General features: G+C 58.4%; 8 protein-coding genes and 13 pseudogenes. 10 read left to right on the top strand and 11 right to left on the bottom strand.

Features of this window, described 5'->3' with window-relative positions:
* Positions 1–216: 216 nt before the first annotated feature.
* Positions 217–375, top strand: a pseudogene (locus IVB42_RS42155) (FAD-dependent oxidoreductase); the annotation flags it as partial.
* Positions 376–476: 101 nt separating this feature from the next.
* Here the strand turns inward: IVB42_RS42155 and IVB42_RS00445 are convergent.
* Positions 477–734: pseudogene (locus IVB42_RS00445) on the bottom strand (transposase); the annotation flags it as partial.
* Between the two features lie 441 nt (positions 735–1,175).
* On the opposite strand from IVB42_RS00445, the gene argG reads away from it, so the two are divergent.
* The 4 genes from argG (at position 1,176) to IVB42_RS00425 (ending at position 5,433) form a co-directional block, all read left to right on the top strand.
* Entirely contained in the window at positions 1,176–2,480 is a 1,305-nt protein-coding gene (argG, locus tag IVB42_RS00440) for an argininosuccinate synthase (protein ID WP_247469595.1), read from the top strand.
* A gap of 276 nt (positions 2,481–2,756) precedes the next feature.
* Positions 2,757–2,993 carry a hypothetical protein gene (locus IVB42_RS00435; RefSeq protein WP_247444826.1) on the top strand — a complete coding sequence of 79 codons (237 nt, stop codon included), beginning with the start codon at positions 2,757–2,759 and terminating at the stop codon, positions 2,991–2,993.
* 210 nt (positions 2,994–3,203) lie between these two features.
* Entirely contained in the window at positions 3,204–3,374 is a 171-nt protein-coding gene (locus tag IVB42_RS00430) for a hypothetical protein (RefSeq protein WP_247469594.1), read from the top strand.
* Complete coding sequence (locus IVB42_RS00425) at positions 3,364–5,433, top strand: recombinase family protein (RefSeq protein ID WP_247469593.1); 2,070 nt, start codon at positions 3,364–3,366, stop codon at positions 5,431–5,433. Before IVB42_RS00430 ends, IVB42_RS00425 begins: the two co-directional genes overlap by 11 nt.
* A gap of 20 nt (positions 5,434–5,453) precedes the next feature.
* Here the strand turns inward: IVB42_RS00425 and IVB42_RS00420 are convergent.
* The 3 pseudogenes from IVB42_RS00420 to IVB42_RS00410 all read right to left on the bottom strand — a co-directional run.
* Positions 5,454–6,503, bottom strand: a pseudogene (locus tag IVB42_RS00420) (IS3 family transposase); the annotation flags it as partial.
* A 152-nt stretch (positions 6,504–6,655) separates the two neighbouring features.
* A pseudogene (locus IVB42_RS00415) lies at positions 6,656–6,776 on the bottom strand (IS3 family transposase); the annotation flags it as partial.
* A 39-nt stretch (positions 6,777–6,815) separates the two neighbouring features.
* Positions 6,816–6,924, bottom strand: a pseudogene (locus IVB42_RS00410) (transposase domain-containing protein); the annotation flags it as partial.
* A 1,078-nt stretch (positions 6,925–8,002) separates the two neighbouring features.
* On the opposite strand from IVB42_RS00410, the pseudogene IVB42_RS00400 reads away from it, so the two are divergent.
* Together IVB42_RS00400 and IVB42_RS00395 are read left to right on the top strand one after the other, a co-directional pair.
* A pseudogene (locus IVB42_RS00400) lies at positions 8,003–8,345 on the top strand (IS701 family transposase); the annotation flags it as partial.
* Positions 8,346–8,857, top strand: a pseudogene (locus IVB42_RS00395) (IS5 family transposase); the annotation flags it as partial.
* A gap of 58 nt (positions 8,858–8,915) precedes the next feature.
* Here IVB42_RS00395 and IVB42_RS00390 read toward each other — a convergent pair.
* From IVB42_RS00390 to IVB42_RS00370, 5 genes and pseudogenes are all read right to left on the bottom strand, one after another.
* Positions 8,916–10,607: a class I adenylate-forming enzyme family protein gene (locus tag IVB42_RS00390; protein WP_247469591.1), complete on the bottom strand. Its 1,692-nt coding sequence runs from the start codon at positions 10,605–10,607 to the stop codon at positions 8,916–8,918.
* Positions 10,608–10,727: 120 nt separating this feature from the next.
* Positions 10,728–11,238 (bottom strand): annotated as a pseudogene (locus IVB42_RS00385) (IS630 family transposase); the annotation flags it as partial.
* A 94-nt stretch (positions 11,239–11,332) separates the two neighbouring features.
* Positions 11,333–11,497 (bottom strand): annotated as a pseudogene (locus tag IVB42_RS00380) (resolvase); the annotation flags it as partial.
* A 215-nt stretch (positions 11,498–11,712) separates the two neighbouring features.
* Positions 11,713–12,058, bottom strand: a pseudogene (locus IVB42_RS00375) (hypothetical protein).
* A 7-nt stretch (positions 12,059–12,065) separates the two neighbouring features.
* Positions 12,066–13,154: pseudogene (locus IVB42_RS00370) on the bottom strand (IS5 family transposase); the annotation flags it as partial.
* 149 nt (positions 13,155–13,303) lie between these two features.
* Between IVB42_RS00370 and IVB42_RS00365 the strand changes: the two are divergent.
* A complete protein-coding gene (locus tag IVB42_RS00365) occupies positions 13,304–13,996 on the top strand; it encodes a hypothetical protein (RefSeq protein WP_247469590.1) in 693 nt (230 codons plus the stop codon).
* Between the two features lie 1,124 nt (positions 13,997–15,120).
* On the opposite strand, the gene IVB42_RS00360 is transcribed toward IVB42_RS00365, so the two are convergent.
* The gene (locus tag IVB42_RS00360) at positions 15,121–16,032 is read right to left on the bottom strand and encodes a branched-chain amino acid transaminase (protein WP_247469588.1); all 912 of its coding nucleotides are present in this window, start codon (positions 16,030–16,032) and stop codon (positions 15,121–15,123) included.
* A gap of 357 nt (positions 16,033–16,389) precedes the next feature.
* Here IVB42_RS00360 and IVB42_RS00355 point away from each other — a divergent pair, with 357 nt between their 5' ends.
* Complete coding sequence (locus IVB42_RS00355; protein ID WP_247469586.1) at positions 16,390–16,689, top strand: hypothetical protein; 300 nt, start codon at positions 16,390–16,392, stop codon at positions 16,687–16,689.
* Between the two features lie 12 nt (positions 16,690–16,701).
* Here the strand turns inward: IVB42_RS00355 and IVB42_RS00350 are convergent.
* Positions 16,702–16,936: pseudogene (locus IVB42_RS00350) on the bottom strand (IS256 family transposase); the annotation flags it as partial.
* A 247-nt stretch (positions 16,937–17,183) separates the two neighbouring features.
* Here IVB42_RS00350 and IVB42_RS00345 point away from each other — a divergent pair.
* A pseudogene (locus IVB42_RS00345) lies at positions 17,184–17,442 on the top strand (IS110 family transposase); the annotation flags it as partial.

Here is a 17,442-nt window from a genome sequence, read left to right as displayed (position 1 = left end):
CTGAGAGGCTGCCGCCAGATCACTCAATTTTCGGCCATTGGCATCCGTTTCGCCTCTATCTTTTTTCAATCTCGTGCGGCTGTTGAGCGCGGCGCCGCTGCTTACTTACTTTGAGGTTGTCGATGGCACGCTCGCATTTGTCGAGAACGCAGGCTGAGCGACCGAACAACAGGCGAACTGAACCTATTAAAAAGCGCAATCGTTGGCGGGGTTGACATGATCGGCGTAGCGACAGCCATACACTTGCAACCGCGTCGCTGGTCTGCTGCGCTCCTCGACCGCCAAGAGCCGGGCTGCGAGCCGAGCTACGGCAATGCAGGCATTATGAGCCCGAACCATTTATCTGGGAACGGCACGCGCGGATCTCATCATGGCCTGGCCGCAACAGCGGCCCACTTGCAAGAGGCCGGATACATTTGTGCAGACTGCATCGTCCTCATCAAACGACCTTGCACGGGCGGGGCGGGTCATGCATTCTTTCCCAAGAGGTCCTTCAGCGCCGCATTGTCCAGCATGGCGTCGGCCAGGAGCCGCTTCAGCTTCGTGTTCTCGTCCTCCAGCGTTCTTAGCCGCTTGGCCTCAGAGACGTCCATCCCGCCGAACCTGGCCTTCATTTTGTAGATGCTGGCGTCGCTGACGCCATGCTTGCGGCACAGATCGGCCACCGACACGTCGGCCCCATGCTCCTTCAAGATCCCGATGATCTGCTCTTCCGAAAAGCGGCTGCACTTCATTCTGGTCCTTGTCGTGGGCCAGAACGAACTTCAAACTGGATTAAGCGCGGGGGCAAGGTCACTCGGTAAGGCAACGCCACGTGCCATGCCGAGCGAGCCTCTCTTCGACGAGACGAGCGGCGTAGCGCTCGACGAGACGCCCGTGCGGCTCGCTTCAGCTTGATGATGTCATCTTTGGATATGGCGTATCGCTCGTTCGGTGGAGAAGTGAAGGCGTCGAGCACCCCCACGATATGCCGTCTTCGCGATTCAGCGCCGTCACCAACTTTCAGCGATAGCTTGGCGGTATGCTGAATGTTTTTTAGCCTCAGGCACAGCGAGCGCACTCAGTACTGCCCAGCCACCCATCCTGGTAGTTTCGAGAATTCCACTCCCCGTATAGTGTGGCGCTAACCTCTGGCCATTCGCCAATCGGGAGTCTGACGCTAAAAGGAGCAAGTGATGAACATATCTGCCAGTAGCGATTTCTTCGGGGTGGGTTCGCAAGCATACTTAGCAGACTATACCCTAAAACCAGGAGATGTGTCTGACGGTGCGACATGCCTTCTGCTGTATTCTGGCGGGCTGGATACGTCATGTTGCATCAAATTTATTCAACAGGAATTCAAATTATCGGTGATTGCATTAACTTGCGACGTTGGCCAAAGTGAAGATTTCAACGAGATTGGTAGAAAAGCTGTTAATCTTGGTGCAGAGTATATCTTTAAAGATGCAAAATGGGAATTTTACACTAAGTATATTTCGAAAGCTATTCGGCTTAATGCCTGCTATTTTGATGAGCATCCTCTGGCATCTTCTTTGAGCCGACAGATTGTGAGCGATTGCGCGGTAGAGATCGCAAAGCAGAGAAAGTTGAGGATTGTCGCCCACGGAGCGACTGGCCGAGGGAACGATTCATTTCGGTTTGATAATGCGCTATTATCCCGCCTGGAAGGCGTGAAGATCCTCGCCCCTATCCGCAATAACCAACTCGATCGAGATCGGGAGATTGAGTTCGCGCACAAACATGGCATCCCGGTGTCTGCCACTCGAAAGAGCCCTTACAGTGTCGATGAGAATATGTGGGGGAGGGAGATTGAGGCGGGTTCGCTCGACGACTTGACCTTTTCGCTCCCTTCCGACGCTCTTGCGTGGGTGAAGCTCCCGCCTTCCAACGGGTATGGGCGCGTGTCGATTGAATTCGACGCAGGTCTTCCGGTGCGTGTCGAGCTCGGCGACCGAAATGGAATAGATGAAGTCACCGACATTGTGCAGGCCATCATAAAGCTGAACACGTTCGTAGGATGCCATGGCATCGGTCTGCACGATCACTTGGAAGAGCGAGCGTCAGGTGTCAAAGTGCGCGAAATCCATGAATCCCCTGCTGCGACATTGATAATCAGGGCACATAAAATTCTGGAACATGCTTCGTTGACCCCGATTGAGCTGTCAACAAAGCGATATCTTGAGACGCGCTGGGTCCAGTGTATGGTGTCCGGTAGAGCAGATCCTGTTGTATACTGCATCGACGAGTTTGCTAATGTAGCAAATCGAAGGATTACTGGCGAAGTGACATTTAAGATTGCGGCAGGACAGTGTTTTATAGAATCGATAAAGCCAGTCTATGGTCTAGATTTTCGATCTATGTACGGGGAAAATCAGGGTGCTCGCTACAATCAGGATTTTGTAGCTCCGACGATCGAGCTAATGGACGGCCCAATGCGGCAAGCGCTCAGAAATCATGAAATTGCTTCGAGCATCATTTGACCCAGCCCTGTTGCCAGATGGGGAGTGTCCCGAGAAATGTTGAAGTAGAGGAGTGAAATGGACCCGCAGAGCGGGACCACTTGAACCGGTTTGTTAGTTGGGAATCCACCGCATCCTGATCCCTTTCTATCACGCCACCAGGGATTTGAGCTGGTCGCGGTTGTCTGAACAGAATCTCCGCGTTGATAAGTGGAGCCTCTGCCGGGGTTAGGCTGCCAAGCGGATTGGCAGTGGGGTGAAGTAGGCTTGATCAGGTGTGCTGCCGTCAAGGCTCGAGTGGGGACGGCGGCGATTGTACAACAACGTTTGAGAACGCCCACAGGATCGCTCCTTGCGAAGTTCTTTATCGGCATCATCCTTGGTTTGGTCGCCGAGTTAGCGTTTATGGGGCTGTCGACAAGGCTGATGCTGTCGTTTTTCGCTGCACGCTGGATGGGTCGCGAGCAGATCGTTGGCTGGAAGTTCCAGCATGGATGTTCGACCGGACGGCATGCCCTGACGCGCAGCTTTTGACAGCTCAGCCGTTTGTCAGCATCGACGCACTTGCGGCGCTCTCTGCGCTTCTCGATCTGGCGTTGAAGGATCGAACGCCATCAGCTGCCCTGCTTTCTGGCGCATCCAGAGCCTCTCACGACCAGAATCGGGGAGAGACTCATGTCACGGCAGACGGCAATGCCAGGGAGCGGATATCAACACGATCGACAACCGCGGGCGCAGCCGCAGATGGATCTGTTCGGGAGTGGCCTGCCGAACGGCGCCATCGGCGCACCCGCATGGCTGGAGCTGCCGGCGGAAGCCCGGGCGGCCATCATGAACCTGATGACGCAGTTGATCCTCGACCATGCTGCGAGGACAGCAACGCTGCTCGCGAAGGAGGTCGATCATGATCTCTGACAAGGTTAGACCCCATCATCTGGAGCGCAAGGCGGTTCTTTACGTGCGTCAATCCTCAGCCCATCGGGTGCTGCACAATCGCGAGAGCAGCGCATTGCAATATGCCATGCGGGACCGGCTCACGGCGCTCGGGTGGTCAGAGATTGAAGTGATCGATGATGATCTCGGTCGCTCAGCCGCTGGCGGTGTACAACGCGCCGGCTTCGAGCGAATGGTGGCGGAGGTTTGCCTCGGTAAGGTTGGTGCGGTTTGCGCCCGCGAGGTCTCGCGCTTCGCTCGCAACAGCCGGGATTGGCAGCAACTCATCGAGATGTGCCGCGTGGTCGATACCGTTCTGGTCGATCAGGAGACAATCTATGCGCCGAGGCACGGCAACGACCGCCTGCTGCTCGGGCTCAAGGGCAGCCTCAACGAGTACGAGCTGGATCCGTTGCGTCAGCGCTCGCTCTCGGCCCGCTACGAGAAGGCGCGCCGGGGCGAGTTAATCGTGGTGGCGCCCGTCGGCTTCGTGAAGGCCGGGGACCGTTATGAGAAGGATCCGGATCGGCGTGTCCAGGAAGCGATCAAGCTGGTGTTCGACAAGGTCGAGGAACTGGGCAGCGCGCGACAGGCGCTCTGCTGGCTTCACGAGTACAATCTCGATCTGCCGGTGAAGGAGACCAACGGCGATACGGCCTGGCGGCGACCGAGCTACTCCGCCATCCACCGGATCATTGAGAACCCGGTCTACGGCGGCGCCTATGCCTATGGTAAGACGGCTGTGGCGGCGGGATACAGCGCCGCGGGCGTGAGCGTGAAGATCCACCGCAAGGCACGGAACGAATGGCTGGCGCTGAAGCCCAACACCCACGAAGGATATGTGAGTTGGGAGAGATTTGAGGCGATCCGCACGATGGTCAGCAGCAACGTTCCCACGGGTCGGCATCACGGCGCGCCCAAGCATGGTGACGGGCTGCTGGCCGGTCTGATCCGGTGCAAGCGCTGCGGCCGCAAGCTCACGCTCCGGTACTCCGGCATGAAGCACCATATCCCTCGCTACAGCTGCAGCCGCGCCTGGATGGATAATGGCGGCCCTCACTGCATCGCCTTCGGCGGATTGCGGGCCGATGATGCGATCGAGGAAGCACTGCTGGGTGTCGTCGGCCCGGGGGCTATTGCCGCTGCAACCGCTGCCGCTAAGGAAGCCGGAGAACGGCGGGATCAGGTGCGCGAAGCGCTCAGTCGCGACCTCGAAGCGGCGCGCTATGCCGCCGACCGGGCCTTCCGGCAATACGATGCCGCTGACCCCGCGAACCGGCTGGTGGCCAGCGAGCTTGAAGCGCGCTGGAATAGGGCGCTCGTCCATGTGGCGGAGGTCGAGGGCAAACTTGCCGCGCCTGATGCGAGTACACCTGCTCCCGCCGTCGCTCCGGCCTCGTTCGGCATCCTGGCGTCGAACCTGCGAACCGTCTGGTCAGCGCCGACGACCGATGCCCGTATCAAGAAGCGCATCGTGCGCACCCTGATCCATGAGGTCGTGGCCGATATCGACGATGCGGCCTCCGAAATCGCTCTCATCGTCCACTGGGTGGGCGGCGTCCACAGCGAGTTGCGCTTGCCCAAGCGCCGGCGCGGACAGCGCAACAGCACCTCTGCCGATATTATCCAAGCCGTGCGTCAACTGGTGCTGATCGCCAGCGACGATCTGATTGCCGGCCTCCTCAACCGCAACGGCCTCAAGACGGGCAACGGCAATCGCTGGACCCGCGAGCGCGTCACATCAATGCGCTCGAACTATCGCACCCCGGTGTTCAAGCCCGCGGAGGACGGGATAGAGCCTTGGCTCAATCTCAGCAAAGCCGCGCAGCTTCTCAAGATCGCGCCCAAGACGCTCCGGCTGGCAGCGGAGGCCGGCGAGATCGAGGCCATCCATCCCTTATCTGATGGCCCTTGGATCTTCGCCCGCGCCGCACTCACAACATCCGCTGCACAAGCCATTGCCGAACGGGCGCGGCTGAACCCAAAATACCCCGCAGGATCGCATCCCAACCAACAAAGCCTCTTCTCTTCAATCACATAGCCAGATGGGTGTTCCGATGCGCGATTGTAGAAGTCGAGATATCTGCCGATCGAGTCGCGCGCCTCGCTGACGGTCTCGTAGGCCCGCAGATACACCTCCTCGTACTTGACGCTGCGCCACAACCGCTCGACGAACACGTTGTCCCGCCAAGCCCCTTTGCCGTCCATGCTGATGGCGATGCCGTTGCCGGCGAGCACGGCGGTGAAGTCCGCACCGGTGAACTGTGAACCCTGGTCGGTGTTGAAGACGTCAGGCCGGCCGTGCAGCGCCAAGGCATCCTCCAGGGTCTCGACGCAGAAGGCCGCTTCCATCGTGATCGATAACCGCCATGACGATACTCGTCGGGTAGCCCAATCGAGCACGACAGCGAGATACACGAAGCCGCGCGCCATCGGGATGTAAGTGATGTCCATCGCCCAGACCTGGTTCGGACGCGTGATCTCCATGCCGCGCAGCAGATAGGGATAAATCTTGTGGCCGGGCTCCGGCTTCGTGGTTCGGGGGCGGCGATAGAGCGCTTCTATCCCCATCCGCCGCATCAGCGTTTTGACGTGCCGGCGGCCGATCTTGCACCCCTCGGCAGCCAGCAGGCCTCTCAACATCCGCGAACCGGCGAAAGGAAACTCCAGATGCAGCCGATCGAGACGCCGCATGACCGCGAGATCGGCGTCCGACACCGGGCGCGGCAGGTAATAGACGCTGCCACGGCTGATCTGCAAGACTTCCGCTTGCTTCGTGATCGACAAATCGTGCTCGCGGTCGATCATCGCTTTGCGCTCAGCAATCCCGCCTTGGTGAGCGCACCTTCTAAAACGTTCTCCAGCGTCAGCTCGCCGATCTTGGCGTGCAGCGACTTTACGTCCACAGCCGGCACGGCGGCCGTCACACTTCCAGATCCGAAAACCTCGGAAGCTCCTCCCTCGAGCTGCGCCTTCCACGCCATAATCTGATTGGGATGAACGTCAAATTGCTCAGCCAGTTGAGCTATCGTTCGGTCGCCCTTCACGGCAGCGAGGTGCCACCTTGGCCTTGAAAGCCGGCGTGTGGTTCCGGCGCGGTCGTCTGCTCATGGTCTCTCCTGTTCGCGGCGATTATCGCCGCCGTCAGGCAGAAACTCCACTTATCCTCCTGTTCAAATTTGCCGGGCCAGCTCTATTCTGTGTGCTGCTGTTGCTGCCAGCATGTGGTCAACGCGTCAGCGTTGTTCATCATGCTAGTCCTTGAGATAAATGTCCTCGTGCTTGAGAGACCGCCACAGCCGCTCAATGAAGACGTTGTCCGTTCAACGAGCGCTGGGTCCCTGCGCCTGCCAAAGCGTCGGTGAAGGCCGCATTGGTGAATTTGTGTAAGCGTGTAGCTGAGGCGGTTAAGACTTTGAAGCGTCAGGGCATGAGCGTATCGATCTGAGAGATCGGCCAGCCCTGCGATGCGCGCAAGAGTCTGCGTGAGCCAGGCGTGCGGATCGACGTCATTCATCTTCACGGTCTGCAGAGCCCCCCACCTAGCGGCTGAATCTCGTTGGGTCATTTGTCCCAGGAGTTCATGAGAGCGAACATATGTCTAATAGCAACAATCTCGAAGTTATCACAGCGTCAGCTGAGCGGCTTTCGGTCAGTCCCGGGCGGAGCTACCGCACCTGGTCACGGAAGGCGAAGGATCGTTTCGTCGGCGAAACGTTTGCGCCTGGAGCGAACGTCTCGGTGGTAGCTCGCTCTCACGGGCGCGATCCCTGGCAGTTGTTTGCGTAGCGATGCAAGGCGCTGCCCCCTCGGAGGTGGTCGCGCCGCTTTCCGGGACAGGCCGAGCGGTGAAGTTCGCGCGCTTTGAAGCTGTGGCGGCGAGGTGGTGGAAATTGTGATCGGCGACTTTGTGATGCGCGTCGGCAGCGATGTGAACCCTGAGCGGCTTGCTGCACTGATCCGGGCAATTCGGCAGGCATGATCCTGGCGGGAGTTCAGGTTTACGTGGCCTCTACGCCTGTCGACTTCCGCAAGGGAGCGATGGGCTTGATGGTGCTGGTGCGCGGCGGCGGGGCCGACCCGTTCAGCGGCTCATTGTAAGTGTTCCGTTCGAAAAGGGGCAGATCGGATCAAGGCGGTTGGGCTGCAAGCTGCGGCGAATTAATCAGGGGCGCTGAAAGGGTTGGGGATCGGCCGCGACTCTGTTCTGATGGCGGCGATGACGACGCCTGCTGCAGCTTCCGACGACTCTTGCCGAAGCCCACGCGCTGATCCTCGCCTTCGCCGCGGAGCTGGCGGCGATCGCATCCCCTCCGAGATGGCAACACTGAGTACGGCCAAAGCCGATCTTGCCGCGGTCAACCGGGCAGCCGATGGGCGGATCGTGGAGCTGATGGGGATCGTGAAGACGTTGGAGGTACGCTTTACGGCACGCGCTCGGAACGCTTGCGTAGCGACAGGCCAAGCGATGAGCAGATTGCCTTCGGTCTTTGACGAGATCACCGGCGGGTTGCCGGCAGTGGAAGCCGAGCTGGGTGAAGGCTGGCGGCAAGGACAAGCCGCAACGCGCAGCGGCTGCGCAGGAGTCGGCGCGCATCTGGAGCGGGTCGAGATCGTCATACAGCCCGAGGAAGGAATCGACCGACGATCCAGATGCCGGCTTTGCGACCAAACCAAATCTTGCGACGACAATGATCGCACGTGTGATAGCCGCGTCTGTACCATTCAAGTGGGTTACCGGCGATACGGTCACGCGGTCTACCGTGTTGGCGACATCGAACAGCAACCACATCGGCCAGGCAAAGGCTACGTGCTTGGGGTCAGCAGCGCTCATGTGTTTCGATCCTGGGGCAAGCGACCGCCGCCGGTAGGGCCGCGCACCTCGCCCGGACGCGGCGCTTGTCCAACTGGAAGCGCCTGTCGGAGGGAGCTGGGACCAAAGGACCGCGAATGGTCTTTGAAGCACTCGCCCGCTGCGGCAAGGATAGCGTGACGACTCCACTTCGATCACGGCGCATCGCTCGGCGAGTGGCGGAAAAGGGGGAGCATGAGCACGCGATCGGCCGCTCGCGCGGCGGGCGGACCACGAAAAGTCACGCGCCAAGCGACCCTGATTGCAAACCTTACGAATTTCATCTCACTCCAAGCCAGGACGCACATGTTGCCGCGGCTCCAGTCCTTTTGGAGCTCTCGCGCCCATGTCAGCCCTCATTGGCGATAAAGGCTACGACGGCGACGGCTTTCGCGCCGAAATCGTCGATCGTGGCTCGAAGCCAGCAATCCCAAACAAATCCAACAGGGTGACCGTCCAAAGCTTCAGCAAGCGCGCTTAAAAGACGTAATGTCATCGAGCGTTGCTGCTGCCGCCTCAGGATTTCAGGCGTGTCGCCACTCGCTACGACAAACTCGTCAGGAACTTCCTGGCTGCCGTCCACCTCGCCATCGTAGCCTATTGGATGAATTGATTCTGAACCCCTAGCTAGCAGCTGCGGCGTACGGGAAGCGAAAATGAAAGATTTGCTTTCAGCGCCAGCGCTTCTCCTCAGTGTCGTAGGCGCCGGCAAGCGGATCGCTCACGGCTACTAGCTTACGTTTGAGTACTTTATTGCTGGCGCTGGTCCTAGGAAGCACCGGAATAAACGAAATGTAACGCGGCATCTTGTACACAGCGAGATTGGAGCGGGCATGTTCGACAATGCGCTGTACGAGCATATCGCCTGGTACGACACCTTCTCTCAGCTCCACGTAGATCTTGACCTCCTCGCCACTCTTGGCATCGCGAACGGGCACGGCGGCCACATCTGCAATGTCGGGAATCTCGCGGACGACAGCCTCCACCTCCCGCGCAGCGATATTGTCGCCAGAACGTCGGATAACGTCTTTCTTGCGCCCTACCAGCCAGTGAAAGCCAAACTCATCGCGCCGCAGCAGGTCGCCCGTCTTGAACCACTCACCTTCAAAGGACCCAGCATTCGCCTCCGGTCTATTCCAATACCCTTTGAAGATTCCCCGACCACTCACCCACAGCTCGCCGACTTCGCCGACCGGGGTGGGTGTGCCATCGTCATTCATCAGTCGCAGGTCCCGAAACTGGGCGCGAATCCCTACCGATCCGGAGTCGGCCATCTCGTCAAGATCATTCGGCATTTGTGTGCCAAAACCGATTTCTGTCATTCCAAACGCATCCTGCGTTCGCACTCGAAAGCGCTTCCGGAATTTGCGTACCATATCAGGACTGAAGCCCCACGTCAGGGTCTGGATTAGGCTTGTGCCTCCGTCTTCGCCGACTGACTCGGCGTGGCGCGCTACCGCGTCTGGAAAATAGCACCACTCGATGCAGTGATGCTTCAACGAACTGATGAAGCGTGTCGGGCTCAACGACGCAGCCAGGTAGAGCGTGCCGCCCTGTCGGTACGACTTCAGTAGAGCCTGCTTTGCATCGCCATAGGAGAACATATTTGTAGTCAGATATCTCCGATACGGTTGCCCGTCCATGCATGCCGCTTGGTACGAGCTCACCCCCCAATAGTCGTGCGTCAACATGCAGCCCTTCGGAAAGCCCGTTGTCCCCGATGTAAATTGAATGTCCAACAGATCGTCGGCCCGGATATCCTCCTCAACCGGAGAGTCCTTGACGTCCTTGACCAATTCATCGAGGGTAATGGCTGTCCGATCGGAAAGCTGCCCTACGAGGAGTACTCGCTCCTTACCCAGGTGCTGCGGCCAAGGCTCCATAGCCGAGAACACTGTCCATGCGGTCTCGTCAACGATTGCGAATTTGGCCTGTGTATCGTTGAGAACGTGTTCGATCTCCCTGGGCGTGTAGCGGATGTCGATCGGAACCATCACCGCACCCAACTTGGCAATCGCGAACCATAGGATCGGGAACTCGATGCGGTTCGAGAGCATCACCCCGATGCGATCGCACTTCCGTACGCCCAATGAACGCAGCGCATGTGCATATCTGTTGGACGCCAGGTCCATCTCGGAGTAGGTCGCGCGCTCGCCGCGCTCGAAGACATCGACTGCGGTCGTTGAGTAATGCGTACTCGCCCGCATTGAAATCAATTGTCCGATCGTGATGGTCTCATAAGTGGATTCCTGCTCCTCAATTTTCCGCAACGTTTGTGCGACGCGCTCTTGCAGCTGGTTCTGTGTCAATTTTGTAGGGGACGTTGACGCGTGACACGTGAACGGATTGTCTAGGCTTGCCATGGCTGCATTTTGTCCTATCGTTATGAGCTGTGCCACCACACATTAAGGGTCGATCGTAGATCAGTAACAAGGATCGGGGCACTACCTACTCTAGGCGGTGTGGAGGCCGGTCACGTGAATCTAAAGTCCGCCACATAAAGTCTGCTGGGCTTTGTGGCAGGAGCGTTTGACGGAAGCCAAAATTCGTCTTCGGAGTTGGTCTATTCGAAGGGCTTCGGGATTTATTGCGCAGGTCAATGAAGGCAGGGATGTCGGCCTCGATCTGCCTGACGGACCTATGGACACTCGCTGGATCTGTTTTCTGGTGAGTTCACCGCACCAGCGTTCGACCTGATTGATCCATGACGCGGAAGTCGGCGTGAAGTGGACATGATAATGCCGGGCGTCGGGCGAGCCACGCTTTTCTTTGGCGTCTTGTGGGTGCCGTAGTTGTCCATGACGATATGAACATAGACCCTTCAGGGACTTGACGATCGATCTCTTTGAGAAATTTCAAGAACTCGATTGCCCGGTGACGCTTGTAGCACTTGCCGATGGCGAACCCTGACGCAATATCAAGTGCTGCAAACAGCGTGGTCGTACCATGCCGCACACGACTGTGCGTGCGACGTTCCGGCACCCCAGGAATCAGCGTCCCGCTGGCGGGCACTATATAAAACGTTTGGCGGCGCCACAACGGGCACAGTCTGAGCCAGCAGAATATCGAAGGGATCGATCACCTCACCTACGGAATCGCGTAATCCGAGCAGCAGGCGGTGATTGAGGAGCCGCGGATCATAGGCACCGTCGGGATCGATGACCAACGCGCCGGCGAGAGCGCATAGGTCGATCAAGTGATGCCAGTCGCGTCCATTGCGCGCCAGCCGCGACGCCTCGATGCAATTTAAAGCGCGTCAGATGATCAGCCCCTCGCATCGCGAATTTCATTGAGGCCAGCGGTTCCACGACCGCGCTGAAAGGCCGGACATATGACCGCACCGTTCCCGGAGGACGAAATCCAAAAAAGCACTTGCCCGCGGGGCCGTTCCAGATATGCCGCGATACAGTCAACATCGCTTCCTCGATATCAACTGTGATATTCCCCACTAGCAGGCTGTTGAAGAAGTCAGCCGCGTTCGCAAGTGAAGGCTGAATCGTCGCCATTGTGGATGTAGAAGTGGCCGACGAGCCTGCCCGCGGTGCCGATCAGAGCCCATCTGCGACCGCAGGACGGATCATTCGTCGTCGTGCCCTTCCCACGAGAACTCGGCGCAGGCAGATCCGTCGCGGGTGCCATAGCGCACGTCCAGGAAGCCCTTGAGAGCCCCAAAGGCGATTTCACCGTCGGACTTGCCCTGGAAGGTGAGATGCGCCTCTTCGACAAGATCGATGAAGTCGCTGTCCCAGACGTCCATCTCGACGATGCGCCACCGGCCGACAAAGGCCTTGGCGAAGCCGGGCACCTTGGCCATCAGCCGTCTCCGCGATCAACTTGGGCAGCCGCACCAGATTGTAGGCGGTGGCAGCGAAGGTAAAGGCCCATGCGACGCGATCACGGCCACGGAAGCTGGTCTTGCTTTGCCCGGCGACCGTCTTGATCCAGCCGAATGCCTCTTCAATGCGCTTACGGATGCGCTGGCTGACGGCATAGCCGCCGTGCCGGATCGTTCGCCCGTCAATCGCAGAGCTGCGGCCGCTGGTGTTCTGCGCAACATGCGGCGTCACGTTCATCGAGCGCAGCTCAGTGACGAAGTCTTCTGCATCGTAGGCTTTGTCGCCGCCAAGCGTGATTGCTGTCGGCCGGTCGGCCCGAGGCTCGATCATGTGCAGCGCGGCCACTCGCTCCGCATGCCCGTCGGCCTGCGTCAGGCAGGCGTCGACCAGCAGCCCGTGGCGGTTCTCCATCAGCCCATGCCCGATGAAGCACAGCTTCGTCTCCTTGCCTTTACCCTTGCGGTAGAGCCTGGCATCGGGATCGGTGGTCGAAGCATGGGTGTAGTTCGAGCGCTCCTGGCCATGGAAGTCCGCTTCGGCATTGCGCCCGCCGTCTTGCGCCGGCGGCTCGCCGGGGCCATCCTTGGGCTTGACGCTCTTCATCGAGGCCCAGGCCTCGATCAGCGCGCCGTCGACTGAGAAGTGATCGCTCGACAGAAGCCTCTTCACCTTGGGCCGCTCCAGCACCGCCGCAAGGACTTGGCCGCGATGTCGCCCTCCAGCAGCCTGTCGCGGTTCTTCGAGAACACCGAATGGTCCCAGGCTGCGTCGTCCACGCCGATTCCGACGAACTCACCGGAACAGCAGGTCGTATTCCAGCCGTTCCATCAGAAGCCGCTCCGAGCGGATCGAATAAAACGCCTGCAACAGCATCGCCCGCAGCAGCTTCTCCGGCGGAATCGACGGTCGCCCAATCGGCGAATAGAGCCCGGCAAACTCGTGCTCCAGCGCCGACAGCGCCTCGTTCACCATCGTCCGGATCGCTCGCAGCGGATGATCACGCCGCACCCGCGCCTCCAGGTCAACGTAGCTGAACAACTCGCCCGTTCGATTATCGCCCCGCGCACGCACCATCTCCGAATCTCGTCGGAGCTAATGAATCACGGTCGCCGGTCGGCGGCGAGTGCCTTTTCAAAAGCCTGCTAGAGCAGGTAGCTCCGGGATCCGTATTGGCAGGGTACCATCAATCATCGCTGCTATGACGTATAGGACAAGCTCCAGCTATGACAAACCTTGTTAATCCGTTACACGTCTCACGTTTCCTGCAAACGTACGACGATGCCGCCGTTCAAAAAGGGATTAAACTTTCGATAGGATTCGATTTTCATAAGTATGTCTCGATCACACTGACTACTCCGACAAAGAACCCCCCCGCTTTGATGTTCCAGCTAGATCGCGCACCGATCAAGCCAGGCGATGGATTCTGGATGATGGGGGTCGACAGAAACCACGAGGTCGCGCTGTTACAGGCCGCTCGGATGTTTGACCTTTCGGGTAGCAATCTTGCAGACCACATTGTAAACGTCCATTCTGCTGATCCGGCCCCGCCTTCACATCCTCAGGACTGTTGTTCTTGCACCGCCCTAAGTGCCAAGAAGATCACTGGCAAGGTAGCCTACCACGGAGATATTTGGGTGCGCGGAGACTTGAGGGGACAGGGCATGCCTAAAATTATGGCGGGAGCGGCGTTTGGCGTATGTTTTGCCATGTGGGCTCCTGATTTCATATGTGGACTTGTCGAGCGGTGGTCACTGGATAAGGGCGTGGTTACACAATACGGATATCCGCATTATGAAGCCGGCGGGTTACGTCTGGCAGGGCAAGACGTTCTGAATGACTATTTGGTTGTTTGGCTAACCGGCGACGAATTGAGGTGTCGTGTTGATCGTCACGAAAGAACCAAAGTGGCTGGTTAGCCGCGCTCCGCAACGAGCCAGGTTGCGAGACGAGCTAGGGCAATGCCAGCCCTAGCCAGAGCGAGGCTTGGCGCACATATCGAATGCCGCACGATTGGCGCGAGCTCGAACATCGCGACCGGCGGCGCCAACGCGCTATTGCCTCGAAGGGCTACCTTATCACCTCGGCCCTATTTCGTTGCTGGTAGCACTCGTTCCCTGCGGACGCACGCCCGTCTCCGCGACTTGTGGTACTACATCGCAAGCGGGCGGCTCTCGATGCGGCCGTGGTGGCGCTTGCACTAGACCTATGGTGTGAAGTTCTGTGTGATTATCAGGGGCCACCCTGTCCACAGCGGCCGCTCGCCCGCTGCGCTTCCAGGCGACGCGAGCGACGGCGGCTGCGAAAGGCGGCTCAATCAGAAACATGATCAATTTCGATGAACTTGACGCGGAGAACTTGGACGCATTCGTCGCGGCGAGGCGCAAAGCCTATAAAAAGCAGCGGCTGCGGCTGGTCTATTCTTGCAGAGGAGGATGGTGCGGTAGCGCCAGTGAAATCGATGGGTTGACCAAAGCGCGTAAGTGCCCATCTGCAGCCCGAAAGAGCCCTGCGCGAGCTGAGGAGTAGCAGAGTGAGAGGCTCCGTTATGAAGCTGCCGTTGAGCGCCCGCTCAAATCGCTTGACGACCGACTGGTCACCAGCGAGCTTGAGCGGCGCTGTGAAGCGCCTCTTGGAGCTGCGTCGAGCCAGTGAAGCCGTGGGCGTTCCTTACGATCTGAGTTCGAAGTTGCTGCATGTTGAAGGCGGAAGCACGACGTCACCAAAGAACGAATCGTCCCTCCGACTTGCGTCTGCAATCGCGATGGCTTTCCTCAGCTTCGCCACACTGATCCTGACAATGCCTCTCTATAGTCCGACACAGTTCGTCCTCCTGTGATGAGTATCTGGCTGGCTCCGACTGCCCGAGCAACCATCGGACGCGCAGTGTAGGCGAGCGACCCCAATGACAGAGGCGGACATACGGTCTTACGCTGCTCATACGAGAGTCTGAACTGCGCTCGCGAGCAACAGCGGCATAATTCTGGGCGCCGCCAGCCGCACACCAAACGTGGTAGGGGCGGGGGATCTGAAGCTAAGATCATCAAAAGACAGGTGTTCGCCACGAAACGTGAGCATCGTTCTTGCCGGTTGCGATGGCCCCATAGATCTCGATTAACTGTTGTGTAATGGCCCCAGGTTGACCGCTCCCAACAACCATCCGGTCTATGGATATCACCGGGGCGATTTCCGCAGCGGTACCGCAATATAATACTTCCTGCGCGAGGATCAGTTCGGTCCGATCTACATCGCGCTCGACGGTCTCTAACCCAAGATACTCGCGGGCTAATTCGATGACGGTTTGGCGCGTAATCGACTCCAATATGTCATTCGTCACGCTCGGCGTGATCAGTTGACCATCGCGAACAATGAACACGCACATCGCGGATGCCTCTGCCAGCTTTCCCCTCGAATTAAGAAGAAAAGTCGCATCGTAACCATCGCGTTGGGCCTGTATAAGAGCTAATCGGGAGTTATGGTAATTTGCATTGCATTTGATGCGTGCAGGCATCACGTTGTCCGGCATGCGCACCCAGGAACTAATCTGAACAGAAGCACCGTCCGCAACTTGTCTATCGGTCTCCCGTGGCACCGCTGTGATAGCGGTTCCTATGGGTCCCGTTGCGTCCAGCTCGCCGGATTCAATGAAAGCCATCATCCGGATATGTACGTCGGTAGAAAATGAATTTGCATGACATAGTTGAACGAGCGCCTTGCTTAACTCCTCGCTGGATGGACCCTGATCGAAACGCATTGCCTTTTGCGAGAAGGCATAGCGTTGAAGGTGCTCTGCGACACGAAATAGGTATAATTGCTGTGCTTCTTCGTTCCAGTAGCCACGCATTCCCTCGAATACGCCTAGGCCATACTTTGCTACCGGTGCAAAAATATGCACCTTAGCGTCATTCCACGGGACAATTTGGCCGTTGAGATATGCAAATTGTGGCGTCGACATGTAGTTCACTCCATTTAGCGGGCAATCGCTCTGTTCGAGACTTCGCTCGAAAGACGCCCAGTCGGCGAGTCAGCGCGTCTGCTATTAGAGATACTTTGCATGCCGAACTCTTGCAGTGCCTCTAAGTAATCCCACGTCGCTAAACGACTGGTGGCATGCCTTTGTCATCTGAACAATTACCGATACTGGTAGTTGATGGTTGGAGGCCTTAGAATCCGACCGTACAAGGATACAGAAGTGTCGACTAGGTGCTGACAATTTCAAGAGGCTCCGCTCATTGCTGCAGAGGTGCAACAGAGGGTCGGTTTCAACCAGCGCATGTCCAATCGTAGCCGTCGCGTCGTACCAAAGTTGATCTTGGAAGGCCTCCCCCCGGGGCCTTTTGCCACCTTCGGCACGATTGTCGCGTCGCTCGTCACGGCGGTGCTCATGGTCGCCCGCTTCTTTGCCTTCCTCGTTTGGCGTGGTCTCTACGCACTTTTAGACAGTCTTAGAGAACGTGTGGTATATGTGCTGCTCCTTGGCATCGGAAAGGTCGCGAACTTGCCGATGCGGAATCCGGCAGGATTTAGTCCCGCTATCGCTGCTGTAGCCACGCTCCAGATGCTGTTTGCGGCTGTTGTGATCGTCGTTGGAGCTATCGCCAAATTTTGGTGACGCAGGAGCCGGTCAGGCCGCGGCCGTTATGGGCTGACGGTCGGTCGGCTTGGCGATGACCTCGAGCCCATCGTTGATGTCACACGGAAACGAGTTTTGGCAGCTGGTTGTGGCCATCGAGACGACGCCAGCTTTTCTGCGCGGTCTCAAGCAGTCTGAAGACCATCGCGAGTGCCTTTTTGTTGGACAGGCAGCCCTTCGATCGGATGGTGCGGTGGCGCACGGTGGAGAAGGTGCTTTCGATCGGTTTGGTAACCGTTAGGAGATTTCTCGGTGCCAACGTTCCGCTGCAGTGTTCTGCATCGTGGCGTATGATGGCCGCATCGGGACAGACGCACCGGGAGCACGATGTGCGGGCAGGCCGATGCATACGACGAGCCGAGAGCTCGAGTTAGTAGCTGGCCGCCTCTGCGACTCGCCCAGTTGGGCTGGGAGCGCGAATCCGTAGTTGTCGTGTCGCCCGCAGCTCCCGTCATATCAAGCAGGAGGTGCAAATGCGACGGGTCATTGGCATCGACGTGCACCCAACTTTCGGGGAGGTGGTGTTTTGGGAAGACGGCAAGCTCCGACATGCGGACCGCGTTGATATGACGCGGACTGCGCTCGAGGGATTTGGCAAGACCCTGCTGGCCAGTGATGAGGTGGTGCTCGAAACGACCGGCAACAGCATGGCGGTATCGCGGGTTCTGGCACCGTTCGTGGCACGGGTGATTATCGCCAATCCGCTGCAGGTGAAGGCGATCGCCCAGGCTC

Source organism: Bradyrhizobium sp. 45, assembly GCF_023073155.1.
Classification (GTDB): Bacteria; Pseudomonadota; Alphaproteobacteria; order Rhizobiales; family Xanthobacteraceae; genus Bradyrhizobium; species Bradyrhizobium canariense_D.
The sequence above is the reverse complement of the archived record's forward strand: the minus strand, read 5'-3'. Positions and strand labels throughout refer to the sequence as shown.

Coding starts and splice junctions, on each gene's coding strand:
- argG (WP_247469595.1), top strand. CDS start 1,176: ATGAACATATCTGCCAGTAGCGATTTCTTCGGGGTGGGTTCGCAAGCA.
- IVB42_RS00430 (WP_247469594.1), top strand. CDS start 3,204: ATGGATCTGTTCGGGAGTGGCCTGCCGAACGGCGCCATCGGCGCACCC.
- IVB42_RS00425 (WP_247469593.1), top strand. CDS start 3,364: ATGATCTCTGACAAGGTTAGACCCCATCATCTGGAGCGCAAGGCGGTT.
- IVB42_RS00390 (WP_247469591.1), bottom strand. CDS start 10,607: ATGGCAAGCCTAGACAATCCGTTCACGTGTCACGCGTCAACGTCCCCT.
- IVB42_RS00365 (WP_247469590.1), top strand. CDS start 13,304: ATGACAAACCTTGTTAATCCGTTACACGTCTCACGTTTCCTGCAAACG.
- IVB42_RS00360 (WP_247469588.1), bottom strand. CDS start 16,032: ATGTCGACGCCACAATTTGCATATCTCAACGGCCAAATTGTCCCGTGG.